This is a genomic window from Kocuria sp. CPCC 205261 (assembly GCF_040981025.1).
In the GTDB taxonomy this organism is placed as follows: domain Bacteria; phylum Actinomycetota; class Actinomycetes; order Actinomycetales; family Micrococcaceae; genus Kocuria; species Kocuria marina.
The window spans coordinates 158,106-172,279 of record NZ_JAVKPU010000004.1; the positions used below are offsets into that span (position 1 = coordinate 158,106).

The following is a 14,174-nucleotide window of genomic DNA, read 5'->3' on the forward strand; positions in this document are numbered from 1 at the left end:
GGTTGGCACTAGGGTTTTATGCACCAGGTCACAAAAAGTATCACCGCGGTGGCGGTTCACGCCGCCGCGGGTGCCGTGTTCGTGGGAACCACGCCCCGAGAATCGCGGTGCACGTCCCCGGGCGATCCCCGGGAGGTAAGGAGTTCAGCAGTGGAACCGGAACGCGTCGTCGAAACCAATGCAGCGGGTGAGCAACGGGTGGGCCCCGTCAACGCCGCCCTGACACCGCGGTGGGCCGGGCCGGCCACGTTCGCGCGGTTGCCCCGCACGGATCAGGTGGAGCACACGGACATCGCCGTGGTGGGCGTGCCGTTCGACTCGGGCGTCTCCTACCGTTCCGGTGCGCGCTTCGGTCCGAATCACGTGCGCGAGTCCTCCCGGTTGCTGCGCCCCTACAACCCCGCGCAGAACCACTCGCCGTTCGCCCATCTGCAGGTCGCGGACGCCGGGGACATCGTGGGCAACCCGTTCGACATCCCCGAGGCCATCGCGTCCATCGAGGCCGCCGCCAAGGAGCTCATGGGGGAGTCCACCAAGGTCGTGGCGATCGGCGGGGACCACACGATCGCGCTGCCGCTCATGCGCGCCGCCCACTCACGGCACGGCAAGATCGCGCTGTTGCACTTCGACGCCCACCTGGACACGTGGGACACCTACTTTGGTGCCGAGTACACCCACGGCACCCCGTTCCGCCGGGCGTTCGAGGAAGGCATCATCGACACGGACGCCGTGATGCACGTGGGCACCCGCGGGCCCCTCTACGGCACCCAGGACCTGGACAACGACGCTCGCTTCGGTTTCGAGATCGTCTCCTCCGCGGACGTCATGCGCTCCGGCGTGGACGCCGTGGTCGCGGCTCTGCGCGAGCGCGTGGGGGACCGCCCGCTGTACGTCTCCCTGGACATCGACGTCCTGGACCCCGCCCACGCCCCCGGCACCGGCACGCCCGAGGCCGGTGGCATCACGAGCCGCGAGGTCCTCGAGATCCTGCGCGGTCTGCGCGGGCTGGACGTCGTCGCGTGCGACGTCGTGGAGGTCGCCCCCGCCTACGACCACGCCGAACTGACCGGGATCGCCGCGGCCCACGTGGTCTACGAGCTGATCTCGCTCATCAGCCTGGGCGCCGGCGCGTCCGCGGACGGCCCCGCCTATGGCATTTCGGGTGCCCGTTACGGGGGCCAGCGATGAGCGCGTTCGCGTCCCGCGCGGGGGAGTTCCGGCCCTCCCCGGTGCGCGCGGTGTTCGAGACGGCCATGGACCCCTCGGTGGTGTCCCTGGCCGGGGGCAACCCGGATCTGTCCGTGCTGCCGGGCGGGACCGTGGGGGATCTGGCCGCGCAGCTGATCCGTGAGCGCGCCGGTGAGATCCTGCAGTACGGTTCCGGCGCGGGGACCGCGGGCCTGCGCGAACTGAGCGTGCGGCTCATGGCGCGGGGCGGGTCCACGGTCACGGAGGCGGACGTCCTGCCGACCACCGGGTCCCAGGCCGGGCTGGACCTCGTGACCAAGCTGTTCTGCGATCCCGGGGACGTGATCCTGGCCGAGGGCCCCACCTACGTGGGTGCGCTGGGCGTGTTCGGCGCGTACGAGGTGGACGTGCGTCACGTCCCGGTGGACGAGCACGGCATGGACCCGAGCGCCGTCGCCGACGCGTTGGACGACGCCGCGGCGCAGGGTGAGCGCGTCCCGTTCGTGTACGTGATCCCCAGTTTTCAGAACCCCACGGGCGTGACCATGCCGGTGGAGCGGCGGCGCGAACTGGTGCGGGTGTGCGCCGAGCGGGACGTGATGATCATCGAGGACGATCCCTACGCGCTGCTGTCCTTCGACCGCGCGCAGCCCCTGGCCTCGATGCACGGGATGGACCCGGAGCACGTGATCCACCTGGGCAGCTTCTCCAAGATCTTCGCTCCGGGGCTGCGGATCGGCTGGATCGCGGCTCCCCCGGAGGTCAGGGGCCGGTTGCAGATCGCCGCGGAGTCCGTGGTGATCCACCCGTCCAACCTGGCACAGTCCCTCGTCACGGCGTGGGTGGGTTCCGAGCACTGGGAGCCCGCGCTCGACAACGCTGTGACGCTGTATCGCGAGCGCTGGGAAGCCATGGACGCGGCGTTGACCGAGTTCATGCCGTCCTCCGTGCGGTGGACCACGCCCACGGGCGGGTTCTTCACGTGGGTCACGGCGGACGAGTTGGTGGGCAAGGACGTCCTCGCGGAGGCGATCGCCCATGGGGTGGTGCTGGTACCGGGTTCGGCGTGTTACATGGACGGCCGGGACTCGGACGCGGTGCGGCTCGCGTTCTCCGGTGTTGCTCCCGCGCGGATCCGGGAGGGCGTCAAGCGGTTCGCGCAGGTGCTGCGGGACCTCTGACGCCGTCGTGCTCGCACCGCGGTGCTTTCGCCGGAGGCCGAGCGCCGTCGACGCGGACCGGCGACGGGACGTACTCGAGCATCCCGTGGTCGGTGGGCGCGGTCAGGGTCGCGGGGGAGAGATGGGCGTCCTGCGCGGTCCGGAGAGTGCGCGCATCCAACAGGGCCCGCGCGGTGCGTTCGAGGGACACCCGTGCGTGGCCCGCGGTCCCCGTGGCGAGCAGCGCGCAGGCCGCGGCGGCCATGCCGTAGCCCGCGGTGTGGTCCAGGGCCTGGACCGGTAGGGCCCCGGGGCGCCACCTCCCGTGCTGGTCCCGCGCACCGTAGTGATGGGCGATCCCCGTGGCGGCCTGGACGATGCTGTCGAATCCACGCTGCCCGCCCCGGGGGCCGGAAGGCTCCCACGCGCTGAGTTCCACGTGGACCAGGTGGGGGAAGCGGTCGCGGATGCTCGCGGCGGCGAGACCGAGATCGGTCAGGGAGCCGGGCCGGTACCCCGTGAGCAGGACGTCCGCGGCGTCCAGGGCGTCGGCCAGATCCTCCGCCCGCGCGGGATTCGCCAGATCCCACGACACGCAGCGCACCCCCGAATCGGTGTCCAGGTGCTGGCCGAGCAGTTCGGGCAGGGCGGGCGGGTCGATGCGCAGCACGTCCGCGCCCAGGGCCGCCAGGAACTTGGTGGCCGTGGGGCCCGCGATCACCCGGGTCAGGGAGACCACGCGTACGCCCGCCAGGGGAGTGAGCGACGCCGTCCCCCGCGCTGCCGCGAACGGGCCCTTCGCGGAACCGGACGGACAGCCTGCGGAATCGGACGAACGGGTCGACGCGCCGGAACCGGCACGGTCGAACAGTCGGACGGGGATGTCCGCCGGGGTGAGCTCGAGCCACGGCCCCGGCTCGGACGCCGCATCTGCGCGCCATTCCTGCTCCGTGGCCACCCGAGCGGCAATGCCGCCCTCGGCGACGATCCGGGACTCGGCCTGCTCCCCGGTGAGCTGGGCGAGGGCGGGTGCGAGGGCGTCGTCGTGCGTGATGTCCAGGGCGCGGAGCAAACGCTCGCGGTGGTGCGGGTAATTGGCGTGCGTGCGCAGCCAGCCGTCCGACACGGGGAAGAAACCGGAACACGGGGCGAAGCCGGGCAGGGACTGCCCGTCGAGGCGGAGGTGGGAGACCGAGCCGAACGCCGCGATGACCTCCGGCAGCCGCGCCGTGATGACGCTGTCCCGATGGCCCATGGTGCGGGCGAGCTGCTGGGCGCCCGCCACTGCCAGCCCCACCCCCGAAACCGCCAGCCGCTGGACGTCCAACGGCCCGGACCAGTACCGACCACTACCGTGCACCGCGGTCGCCGCGTGCTCACTCGCGCGCGGGAGCAGCCCGTCGAGGGCCGAAAGGATCTCCTGCATGCCGCTGCCTCCCGGGGCCGGAACCGTGGGCCACGATTCAAGCACACGGGCGCGCTCCGCGGGGTTCACGCGGGAGGAGGCCGTACCGCGCATGCTTAGGATTGTGAGTCATGGACTCCTCGCACGCTCCGGCCGCCGACGACCGCCGAGCCCGCATGCTGCGCAGCGCCGCGCGACTGCGTGCGGTGCTGCGCCAAGGGGTGTATTTCCTACGCAGCATGGAGGGGGCGCGGGAGCTCACGAGTCAGCAGATCAGCTTGTTGACCATGCTCAAACCGGGCGGTGCCCGCATGACGAGCATCGCCTCGAACCTCGGGGTGCGCACACCCACAGCCACGCAGAGCGTGGACCGGCTGAGCAAGGCCGGACTCGTGCAACGCGATCCGGACCCCACCGATGCGCGGGCCGTCCTGGTGTCGCTGACCCCGCAGGGGGAAGAGGTGCTCGCGCGTGAGGATCAGCACCGCAGTGAACGGGTCGCGGATGTGCTGTCCGAATTGAGTGCCGAGGAACTCGACCTCCTGGACGCCGCACTGCCGGTGTTGGCCAAGCTCGCGCGGGCCCAGGAGTCGAGCGGGGACTGACCCGGGTCAGAGGGTCTCGGTGACGTCGTCCTCGGGGAAGCGGGGGCCGCGCTCGTAGGCGGGGGCCACGGGGTGCCCCAGGTTCACGACCACGATCGAGCGCTTGCCCGTCCCGGCGAAGAACTCCCGGTCCACGGCCTCGGCGTCGAAACCGGTCATGGGCCCGGCGGCCAGACCCACGGCGCGGGCGGCCACGATGAAGTAGCCCACCTGGATGTGGGAGTTGGCCTTGCCGCTGGTCAGGCGCAGGTCCTCGTTCTCGTCGTACATGCCCTGCAGCTGCGGGGCGGCGGGGAGGAACTGGGGGAAGCGGGTGTGCCAGTTCTCGTCGTAGGCCAGGATTGCGGTCAGCGGGGCCTTGCGGGTCTTCTCCTGGTTGCTGCCGCTCATGTGCTGGACCAGGCGCTCGCGGGCTTCGGGGGTCTCCAGCCACGTGATGCGCAGGGGCTGGGAGTTGAACGCGGTGGGGCCCATCTTGGTGAGGTCGTAGATCGCCCGCTTCTCATCCTCGGTCACCGGCTCCTCGGTGAAGTGGCTCGCGGTGCGGGCGTCGAAAAACAGACGGTCGGCATCCTCCTCGGTGATCGCGAGGGCCAAATGTTCAGCGGTCATGACGGTCATGGCACGTCCTTTCTAGGGCGTCGGACACCCGGTTCATCGGGCGTCCGCAATAATTTCTTCAGAAACTATACGTGCTGTGCCGTGGCACCGTAAACCGAATGTCGGCAAGCTCACGTGGGCGGTAACTTGTTCGGGTGACTACAGCTTTCCTGCCCGGTGTCCTCACGGGCCTGGCTCTCATCGTGGCCATCGGGGCCCAGAACGCCTTCGTGCTGCGGCAAGGCATCCGCCGCCAACACCTGGGTGTCGTGGTGGCGATCTGCATCGCCTCGGACGTGGTGCTGATCGCCCTGGGAACCGCCGGCATCGGGTTCCTGATCGAACGTGCACCCTGGTTGCTGGACATCTTCCGCTGGGCCGGGGTCCTCTACCTCGTGGGATTCGCCGTGCTCTCGTTCAAGTCGGCGCTGAAACCCCAGACCCTCGAGGCGGCTCAGGAGGGCGGTGGCTCACTGCGCACCGCGGTGCTCACCACCCTGGCCCTCACGTGGCTGAACCCCCACGTGTACCTGGACACCGTGCTCATGCTCGGGAACCTGGCCAATCAGCACGGTGACCACCGTTGGATCTTCGCCGCCGGTGCCATGACCGGTTCCGTGATCTGGTTCTCCGCGCTGGGCTGGGGTGCGCGCGCCCTGTCCCAGGTGCTCAACACCCCGCTGACCTGGCGGATCGTGGATGTGGGTGTGGGGCTGGTCATGCTGTTCATCGCCGTCAAGCTCGCGTTCATGCCAGGGGTCTGAGCCCTCATTGACGCGTGTGCTGGAATGGTGCCATGACGCCCACGTCCTCCTACACCAGCAGCGGAACCGGGCGTAGGTCCCAGGAGTTCACCCCGGCTGCGGCACTGTGCGGTTTCCTGGAGCACTCCGGTCGCCGGGCCGCCGAACTGAGTCCCGGCTACGAGCACGTCTGGGAGTGCGTGGCCCGCGTGACCGGCCCCGGGGACGGGCTGCAACAGGGGCTCGTGATGGCCGCGGCGGAGTCCTATCCGGCCCGGCCCACCCGCCCGGTCCTCAACGCGGTGGCGGCCGCCTTCGAGTTGCTCCGCGCGTCCCTCGAGCTCCGCGACGGCGTGCAGACGACACCCGGCGGCGCAACGCCCAGTGACCTCTCGCCCCATGGCGGGACCATGGCGCGCTCGGCCCACACCGATGCCGCCGGGGAGACCGACGAAGCCCTCGCGAGCGACCTCGCCCTGTCCGGCGCCTACCGGATGATCGCGACGTCCCACGCCCCGGAGTCCCGCCTGCTCAAGCTCCTGGACATCCTGGACCACGCCGCGTTCCACGCCGCCGCCGGGGATCGGATGGCCGCTGAACATGCCCGGCGCGCGGGTGCGGTCTCCCGCCAGGAGGTCCTCGACGCCCTGCGGATCGGCAGCGCTGTCCCGTGCTTCGAAGCACCGCTGCGCGCCGGAGCGGTGCTCGGCGGCGCCCCGACCGCGCAGGTCACGGCCCTCGCGCAGGCCGGCCGCGCGCTCGGCGTCGCCCACGCACTCGCCGGGGAGTTGAGCGCGTGCACGGGCTCGGAGGACGACGACGCCCCTGCCCGGTTCCTGACCTCCGGTCGCCGCACCGTACTGGGGTGCCTCGTGGAGTCCGGCCCGCACGGCCCCGCGTGGCGGGCGCTCCGGGAACGCTGCGCGCAGCGAACCGCTTCGCCCGACGACGTTGCCCAGGCCCGCGATTTGCTGTCCCGCTCCGGAGCGGACGCGGCCGTGGCGCGGATGGTCGAGATCGCCGTCGAGCGGGCGCGGGACGCCATGACGGCCGGGGACCTCCCCGCGTCCCTCACGGAACGACTCACGGGCTGGGCGGAGCGAGAGCTGATCCGTTGAGGTCGGCGCGGCCCAAACCGTCCCGCACGCACGACGACGGCGCGCGGACCGAGGTCCACGCGCCGTCGTCAGGAGAGCGGGGTGCCAGCAGTAGGGCACCCCGCGCAGGGAACATCAGATCCGCGCCAGCGCCCCCGCGGGGTTCTCGAGGCAGTCGGCCACGAAGCGAATGAAGCCGCCCGCCGCGCCGCCGTCGCACACGCGGTGGTCGAAAGCGATCGACAGGGTCGCGACCTTGCGCACCGCGAGTTCACCGTTGACCACCCACGGCTTGTCGATGATCCGACCGATCCCCAGGATCGCGACCTCCGGGTGGTTGATGATGGGCGTGGCCCCGTCCGTGCCGAACACCCCGTAGTTGTTCAGCGTGAACGTGGAACCGCTCAGTTGCGCGGGGGAGGCCTTGCCGGAGCGGGCGACGTCGATGATCTCCCGCATGGCACCCGTCAGTTCCACGGCGCTGAGTCGGTCCGCGTTGCGCAGGTTGGGCACCATGAGCCCGCGCTCGGACTCCACGGCGAGCCCCAGGTTGATGCCCTGGAACCGGGTGATCGTGCGGGATCCGTCCGGCGCGGTGTCCATGCGCGCGTTCAGCTGCGGGAACCGCTGCAGCCCGGCCAACGTGAACCGCGCGATCAGCGCGAGCAGGCTGGGCGTGGTCTGCGGGTCCGCGGCCTTGAGCTCGGCGCGCAAGCGCAGCAGCTCGGTGGCGTCCACGTCCACCCACACGGTGGCCTCGGGGATCTCGCCTCGCGAGCGCGTCATGGCGTCCGCAATGGTCTTGCGCACACCCTTGACGGGCTCCCGGACGGCCACGCCCAACCCCGTGCGGGGGTCCACGTCCTGACCCGTCCCACCGAGCTCCGGCGAGGACGACGGCGCCGCGGGCGGCTTCGGAGCCCCGGCCAGGCCCGCAGGTCCACCCTGAGCCTCCGGTCCACCCGGTGCCGGGGGCGGCGGAACGGGTGCACCGGTCGTGAGACCTGGGGCCGCGGGACCGGCCGTGGCCAGACCCGTGGGAGCCGGCCCGGCGGCGTCGGCCCGGGAACGCTGGTCCTCGACCTGGTCCAGCGCAATGAGGACGTCGCGGCGCATGATGAGACCGCCCGGGCCGGTGCCCTCGAGCGCGGTGATGTCCACGCCGTGTTCGCGCGCGAGCTTGCGCACGAGTGGGGAGACGACCGTGGGGGCCATCCGGGGTGCCGCGGTCAGCGCGTCGTGCGTGTGGGCAGCCGCGCCCGTGGGGGCAGCGCCGTCCGGAGCGGCAGGACCGCCGCGCTTGCGCCGCCGCCGCCGGGAGGACCCCGCGGCGGACGTCCCGTAACCGATCAACACGTTGCCGGAGGACTCGTCCTCGCCGGCCTCGGGGTCGGCCTCGTCCACGGAGAGCTCGGCCGACGGGCGGGTGCCCGCGAGCTCCTCCTCGCGGTACCCGGCCCCGTAGGTGGGCTCGGGAGCGTCGTCGTCGGAGCCGGAACCCGCGGCGGACTCCGGGGCCTCGATGCCGTCGGAGACGGAGATCAGCGGTTGACCCACCAGCAGCGTGTCACCCTCGGCGCCGTGGAGCGTGTGCACCACGCCCTCGAACGGGGTGGGTACCTCCACGGCCGACTTGGCGGTCTCCACCTCCACGATCGGCTGGTCCATGGTGACGGTGTCACCCTCGGCCACGAGCCAGCGGAGGATCTCCGCCTCGGTGAGCCCTTCGCCCAGGTCGGGCAGGTTGAACACATTGATGCTCACGGGTCAGTCCTCCCATTGCAGGTCGTCCAGGGCATCCAGGACGCGCTCGGAGCTCGGGATGTGGTGGTGCTCGAAGGACGGCGAGGGGTAGGGGATGTCGAATCCCGTGACCCGCAGCACCGGTGCGGCGAGCGAGTGGAAGCAGCGTTCCTGGGTGCGCGCGGCGATCTCCGAGGCCACAGACGCGAAGCCCTGGGCCTCGGCCACGACCACGGCGCGCCCGGTCTTGCGCACCGAGGCGGCCACGGTCTCGTCGTCGTAGGGGACCACGGAGCCCAGGTCCACGACCTCCACGGACATCCCGTCCCGGGCGGCTTCCTCGGCTGCGGCCATGCACACGGGCACGGACGGCCCGTAGCTGATCAGGGTCGCGTCACTGCCTTCGCGGGCGACGACGGCGTGGCCCTCCCGGCGCGGCAGCGTCCCGTTCTCGTACTGCGAGCGCAGCTCGTCCAGGTCCACCTGCGCGGTGGACCAGTACAGCCGCTTGGGCTCGAAGAACACCACGGGGTCCGGCGAGTCGATCGCCTCGCGCAGCATCACGTAGGCGTCCGTCACGGAGGCCGGGGTGAAGACCTTCAGCCCCGGGGTGTGCGCGTAGTAGGACTCGGAGGAGTCGCAGTGGTGTTCCACACCGCCCACGCCACCGCCGTAGGGGATGCGGATGACCAGGGGCATGGGCAGCTTGCCGCGGGTCCGGTTGTGCATCTTGGCCGCATGGGAGGCCACCTGCTCGAACGCGGGGTACGCGAACGCGTCGAACTGCATCTCCGCGACCGGGCGCATGCCGTTCATGGCCATGCCCACCGCGGTGCCGATGATCCCCGACTCCGCGAGCGGGGTGTCGAAGCAGCGCTCGCGGCCGAAGCGCGCGGTCAACCCGTCCGTGATGCGGAAGACCCCGCCCAGGGTCCCCACGTCCTCACCGAAGACCACGACCTCCCGGGACGCCTCCATGGCGTCCGCGAGTGCGGTGTTCAGCGCCTTGGCGAAACTGACTTTCGAAACGCTCATCACGCCTCCTCTCGGGAGAGCTCGTCGGCCAGCTGAGCGGCTTGTTCGCGCAACTGGGTCGTGGGTTCGTGGTAGACGAAGCGGAACAGGTCCTGGGGATCCAGTTCCGGCTTGGAGGCCATGGCCTCGCGCAGCCGCTTGGCCATGGCCTCGGCGTGCTCCGAGATCCGTTGGGACGCGGCGTCGTCCAGCGCACCCTGGTCGGAGAGGTAGCGCTGCATGCGGGTGATCGGGTCCTTGGCCACCCACTCCCTGACCTCGTCGCGCTCGCGGTAACGGGTGTCGTCGTCCGCGTTGGTGTGCGCTTGCATGCGGTAGGTCATGGCCTCCACGAGCAGCGGACCGCCGCCCTGGCGGCACAGCTCCACGCCGCGGCCCAGGACGGAGAGCAGCGCCGCGAGGTCGTTGCCATCCACGCGCTCGCTGGCCATCCCGTAGCCCACACCCTTGTGGGCCAGGGACGGCGCGCGCGTCTGCGAGGACAGCGGCACGGAGATCGCGTACCCGTTGTTCTGCACCAGGAACAGGACGGGCAGCTGGAAGACGGCCGCGAAGTTCAGGGCCTCGTGGAAGTCCCCCTCCGACGTCGCCCCGTCACCGCACATGGCCAACGTCACCGTGTTCTCGCCGCGCAGCTTGGCGGCATGGGCCACGCCCACGGCGTGCAGCAGCTGCGTGGTCAGCGGAGTGGCCTGGACGGAGACCTTGTACTTGCGGGGGTCGTAGCCGCCGTGCCAGTCCCCGCGGTAGGTGCTCATGACCTCCAGCGGATCCACACCGCGGGACATCACGGCCACGGAGTCACGGTAGGTGGGGAACAACCAATCGTCGTCCTCGAGGCACAGGGCAGCCGCCACCTGGCAGGCCTCCTGGCCGTGGCTGGACGGGTAGACCGCCATGCGGCCCTGTCGCACGAGCGCCATGTTCTGGTCGTTGATGCGCCGGCCCACCACGAGCTTCTCGTAGGCGTCCAGCAGGCGGGAGTTCTCCGGCATGGGGTACTCGTGGCCGGGCTCCTGACCCTGCTCGGACTCCGGGACCGCGCTGCCGTCGTGGTTCAGCAGCCGGATCTCGCTGCTCGCGGGCAGCATGTACTGCTCGGGGGTGATCCCGAAGTTCTTGGAGGCCTCCACCGCCGGATTCACGGGCGGGGTGTGCTCCTGGGCGGCGGATTCGCGATCGGCGGGGGTGGGCTCGCTCATGGTGCGTCCCTTTCTTCTCTGTGTGGAACTCGGTGGTGCCCTGCACCTCGTTCCGCGGCAGCGCGCAGCGAAGGGCGGGGTGGACACATCGTCCGCACAGTATGGAAAATTCGGCTGCCTCGTCTCCACACCGGGGGGAATTCGTGGACGAACGGTGATTCTGGGACGCTCTCATGGACAATATGCTTGGTAGTGACGTGCGTCATGCTGCTTCGTCTACCGCGTCGCGACCGGTGACGACGGCGCTCGGCGCGGCGGCGTCGTCGCCCCCGGAGCGCGCGGGCCGTCGCGAAGGGGCTTGAGGCCCATGGTCATGGCGCGCGAGGCCCATGACGAGAGACCGCGGGGCACGATGACAGAGAAGGAGTACCGGATGGCGGAGCGGGAGCGCCCCGAACTGGACGACACGGATCGGCGGATCCTGGAGGAACTCTCGGCGGACGCACGGCAATCGGTGACCGCGCTCGCGGCCAAGGTCCACATCTCCCGCGCGCACGCCTACGAGCGCATCCGCAGGCTGCACGAACAGGGCGTGGTGCTGCGCTACACCGCGGTGATCGATCCCGCGCGGGCGGGGCTTGAGGCCTCGGCATACGTGACAGTGCGGTTGAAGCAGAACACGTGGCCGTCCCTGTGCGTGAAGCTGCGCAAGATCCCCCAGGTGCAGCACATCGCACTGGTGGGTGGCACGTTCGACGTCATGCTCCTCGTGCGCGCCCGGGGCACGGCGGAACTGCGGGATGTGATCTTCGACCGCATCCAGCCCATGCCGGAGGTCGTGGACACGCAGACGTTCCTGATCTTCGAGGACGTGGACGTCCGCGGGTGACGGAGCCCTTCCCGTGGATGGCGTGGGATGCTCAGCATACGATCGACATGGATGGGGTGGCCGCCGCGGTCATCCACGGATCGTTCACGGTTGGGAGTTCGCATGACTGAGACCGCACGGCTCGCCCTGGTCACAGGAGCCACGGGATACATTGGCGGCCAGGTGGCCCAGGAACTGTTGCAGCGGGGGTGGCGGGTGCGCCTGCTCAGCCGCAGTGCGGAGAAGGTGCGCGACCTCCCCTGGGGGGACGCTGTCGTCCCCGATGGGCAGAGCGCCGAACCCGGACGCGCGGAAGTGGTGGAGGGGGACGCCTCGGACGCGAGCGACGTCGCCCGCGCCCTGAAGGACGTGGACGTCGCGTGGTACCTGCTGCACTCCATGGGCGACTCCGAGAACTTCGTACAGGAAGAAGTGGAGATGGCGGAGACGTTCGCGCGGGCCGCCCACGACGCCCACGTGCAGCGGATCGTCTACCTGGGGGGACTGCACCCCACGGACGAGCCGGTCGAGCAACTGTCCGATCACCTGCGTTCGCGCGTGGAGGTGGGGCAGGCGCTCATGGACTCCGGGGTGCCCACTGCGGCGCTGCAGACGGGTGTGGTGATCGGGGACGAGTCCTCGTCCTTCATCATGATCCGTCACCTCTCCGAGCGACTGCCGGGTGCAATCGCCCCCAAGTGGGTGCGCAACCGGATCCAGCCGATCGCCGTGGCGGATGTGGTGCACTACCTCGCGGGGGCGGCGGACCTGCCGTCGGATGTGAACCGCACGTTCGACGTGGGCGGTCCGGACGCCATCGAGTACGCGGACATGCTGGACCAGTACGCGCGGGCCGTGGGCAAGGGCGGGCGGTTCATGCTCACCGCGCCCGTGACCACCGCCGAGCTCGCGGCGTACTGGATCGGGCTGGCGACCCCCATCAGCTCCCGGCTCGCGCGGCCTCTGATCGGTAGCCTCCAGCACGACACCGTGCTGCACGAACGGGACCTGGACGATTACATCGGCGCCCCGGAGGGCGGGCACACGTCCTTCGCGGACGCGGTGCGCGCCGCCGTGAAGAACGAGGACCTCGGCCGGTGGCGCCGCGTCTTCCTGACCACCGCGGGGGCCGTGGCGGCCACGGCGGTGGCCGGTTCCCTGGCGACCGACCCCGGTTCGCGGTGGTACCGCACACTGCGCAAGCCCCGGTTCCAGCCCCCGGCCTGGCTGTTCCCCGTGGCGTGGACGGCGCTGTACGCGGACATCGCCGCGGTGGGCGCGCTGTCCATCGCGGATCTCGGGGAGAAGAAGCAGGAGAAGGAGAAGCGCGCCTACATCGCCGCGCTCGGGACCAACCTGGTGCTCAACGCCGGGTGGAGCATCCTGTTCTTCCACCGCAAGCAGCTCACCGCGTCCTCCGTGGAGTCTGTCCTGTTGACACTCAGCAGCGCGGACCTGGTGCGCCGTAGCGCAAAGGTGTCCCCCGAGAAGGGCGCTGTGCTCAGCCCGTACGCGGGCTGGACCGCGTTCGCCGCCGTCCTGACCAACACCCTCCGAGCACTCAATCGGCGCAGGAAGTGATGATGTGAGCGAGTACCGGGTCAGCCCCTACGGGGACGCCACCCAGGCCACGCGCAAGCGCACCGTGTGGGTCGTGATCATCACGGGCCTCCTGGCCGCCGCAGGTCTCGCGTGGTCCCTGCGCATCCCCGCCGGGGACCCGTGGTTCACCCCCGCAACCTTCATCCTCGCGGGGGTATACATCGTGGGCAGTTCGATCGCCGTGCGGATGACGGGGGAGCGCCTGCCCTGGAAGGTCACCCCCAAGGGCTTGCGGGACGCGGTGATCGGAGGTCTGCTGCTGGCGGCGCTTTTCATCGCGGGCGGTTTCATGGTGCGGTTCGTGCCGTTCCTGGCCGGGCCCGTCCACGAACTGCTCAACCACGCCCGCGTGGGGAGCTTGTTCATGGTGGCCCTGACCACCGCGGTCAACGGCGTCGCGGAGGAGACCTACTACCGCGGCGCGCTGTGGCGCGTGCTCCCGCGGGGCCGCCGGATCCTCGTGACCACGATCGCCTATACCGCGGTCACGTCCCTGGCCGGCATCCCCCTGCTTGCGCTCGCTGCCGCCGCACTCGGCGCGTTCGTGGGGTACCTGCGCGAGCGCACGCGTTCCCTGGTCCCCGGGATCGTGACCCACCTGATCTGGTCGCTCACCATGTTGTTCGTGTTGCCGTTCGTGGTGTGACCGGTCCGTCCGGCTCGCGTTCGATCGCCCCCGGTCGTCCCGCGGCTGCGGGACTTCCGGGGGCGATGTCCGGGTCGATGTCCACCCCCTGGTCACGCGCGATCCGCGGGCCGGCGGGGACGTCCGGGTCGTCCAGGAACCCGTAGTGCAGGGTCAACTGGGTGATGTGATCGGACTCCGCACCCGTGCGATCCACCGTGACTGCGTCCTGAGGTGCCATGTGCGGGACGTTGGCGGGAACCGTGCGCGATGAACACCTTCTCGTGGATGACCCTGTTGAACTGGGCATTCTCGCTCAGCGCGAGGGGAGTGGAGACCGTGTTGGGGTGCGCGTAGACCG

Annotated in this window: 14 protein-coding genes; 8 read left to right on the plus strand and 6 right to left on the minus strand. The window is 70.5% G+C overall.

The window, feature by feature from the left end:
* Window positions 1-150: 150 nt before the first annotated feature.
* Both speB and RF646_RS06225 read left to right on the plus strand, forming a co-directional pair.
* On the plus strand, window positions 151-1,188 hold the full coding sequence (gene speB, locus RF646_RS06220; RefSeq protein WP_368835488.1) for an agmatinase: 1,038 nt from the start codon (window positions 151-153) through the stop codon (window positions 1,186-1,188).
* Entirely contained in the window at window positions 1,185-2,369 is a 1,185-nt protein-coding gene (locus RF646_RS06225) for a PLP-dependent aminotransferase family protein (protein WP_368835489.1), read from the plus strand. The genes speB and RF646_RS06225 overlap by 4 nt, the downstream gene beginning before the upstream one ends.
* Here the strand turns inward: RF646_RS06225 and RF646_RS06230 are convergent.
* Window positions 2,335-3,867, minus strand: coding sequence for a CoA transferase (locus tag RF646_RS06230; RefSeq protein WP_368835490.1), 1,533 nt, complete (start codon window positions 3,865-3,867; stop codon window positions 2,335-2,337). The two genes, RF646_RS06225 and RF646_RS06230, sit on opposite strands and share 35 nt — an antisense overlap.
* A gap of 17 nt (window positions 3,868-3,884) precedes the next feature.
* Between RF646_RS06230 and RF646_RS06235 the strand changes: the two genes are divergently transcribed.
* Window positions 3,885-4,358, plus strand: coding sequence for a MarR family winged helix-turn-helix transcriptional regulator (locus RF646_RS06235; protein WP_064846851.1), 474 nt, complete (start codon window positions 3,885-3,887; stop codon window positions 4,356-4,358).
* Window positions 4,359-4,364: 6 nt separating this feature from the next.
* Here RF646_RS06235 and RF646_RS06240 read toward each other — a convergent pair whose 3' ends face one another.
* Window positions 4,365-4,979, minus strand: a complete 615-nt coding sequence (locus RF646_RS06240) for a malonic semialdehyde reductase (RefSeq protein ID WP_368835491.1) — start codon at window positions 4,977-4,979, stop codon at window positions 4,365-4,367.
* A gap of 134 nt (window positions 4,980-5,113) precedes the next feature.
* Between RF646_RS06240 and RF646_RS06245 the strand changes: the two genes are divergently transcribed.
* Complete coding sequence (locus RF646_RS06245; protein ID WP_193520091.1) at window positions 5,114-5,722, plus strand: LysE/ArgO family amino acid transporter; 609 nt, start codon at window positions 5,114-5,116, stop codon at window positions 5,720-5,722.
* A gap of 32 nt (window positions 5,723-5,754) precedes the next feature.
* Window positions 5,755-6,819: a hypothetical protein gene (locus tag RF646_RS06250; protein ID WP_368835492.1), complete on the plus strand. Its 1,065-nt coding sequence runs from the start codon at window positions 5,755-5,757 to the stop codon at window positions 6,817-6,819.
* A 114-nt stretch (window positions 6,820-6,933) separates the two neighbouring features.
* On the opposite strand, the gene RF646_RS06255 is transcribed toward RF646_RS06250, so the two are convergent.
* The 3 genes from RF646_RS06255 to RF646_RS06265 are packed head-to-tail and all read right to left on the minus strand — an operon-like array spanning window position 6,934 to window position 10,778.
* On the minus strand, window positions 6,934-8,562 hold the full coding sequence (locus tag RF646_RS06255; protein ID WP_368835493.1) for a dihydrolipoamide acetyltransferase family protein: 1,629 nt from the start codon (window positions 8,560-8,562) through the stop codon (window positions 6,934-6,936).
* Window positions 8,563-8,565: 3 nt separating this feature from the next.
* A complete protein-coding gene (locus RF646_RS06260; RefSeq protein ID WP_368835494.1) occupies window positions 8,566-9,576 on the minus strand; it encodes an alpha-ketoacid dehydrogenase subunit beta in 1,011 nt (336 codons plus the stop codon).
* Window positions 9,576-10,778: a thiamine pyrophosphate-dependent dehydrogenase E1 component subunit alpha gene (locus tag RF646_RS06265; RefSeq protein WP_368835495.1), complete on the minus strand. Its 1,203-nt coding sequence runs from the start codon at window positions 10,776-10,778 to the stop codon at window positions 9,576-9,578. The genes RF646_RS06260 and RF646_RS06265 overlap by 1 nt, the downstream gene beginning before the upstream one ends.
* A gap of 373 nt (window positions 10,779-11,151) precedes the next feature.
* On the opposite strand from RF646_RS06265, the gene RF646_RS06270 reads away from it, so the two are divergent.
* The 3 genes from RF646_RS06270 (at window position 11,152) to RF646_RS06280 (ending at window position 13,834) form a co-directional block, all read left to right on the plus strand.
* Entirely contained in the window at window positions 11,152-11,607 is a 456-nt protein-coding gene (locus RF646_RS06270; protein WP_131333684.1) for an Lrp/AsnC family transcriptional regulator, read from the plus strand.
* A 102-nt stretch (window positions 11,608-11,709) separates the two neighbouring features.
* Complete coding sequence (locus RF646_RS06275; RefSeq protein WP_193520088.1) at window positions 11,710-13,167, plus strand: tryptophan-rich sensory protein; 1,458 nt, start codon at window positions 11,710-11,712, stop codon at window positions 13,165-13,167.
* 4 nt (window positions 13,168-13,171) lie between these two features.
* The gene (locus RF646_RS06280; RefSeq protein ID WP_167318944.1) at window positions 13,172-13,834 is read left to right on the plus strand and encodes a CPBP family intramembrane glutamic endopeptidase; all 663 of its coding nucleotides are present in this window, start codon (window positions 13,172-13,174) and stop codon (window positions 13,832-13,834) included.
* On the opposite strand, the gene RF646_RS06285 is transcribed toward RF646_RS06280, so the two are convergent.
* Window positions 13,800-14,054 carry a hypothetical protein gene (locus tag RF646_RS06285; RefSeq protein WP_240919151.1) on the minus strand — a complete coding sequence of 85 codons (255 nt, stop codon included), beginning with the start codon at window positions 14,052-14,054 and terminating at the stop codon, window positions 13,800-13,802. The genes RF646_RS06280 and RF646_RS06285 overlap by 35 nt on opposite strands.
* Window positions 14,055-14,174 lie beyond the last annotated feature (120 nt).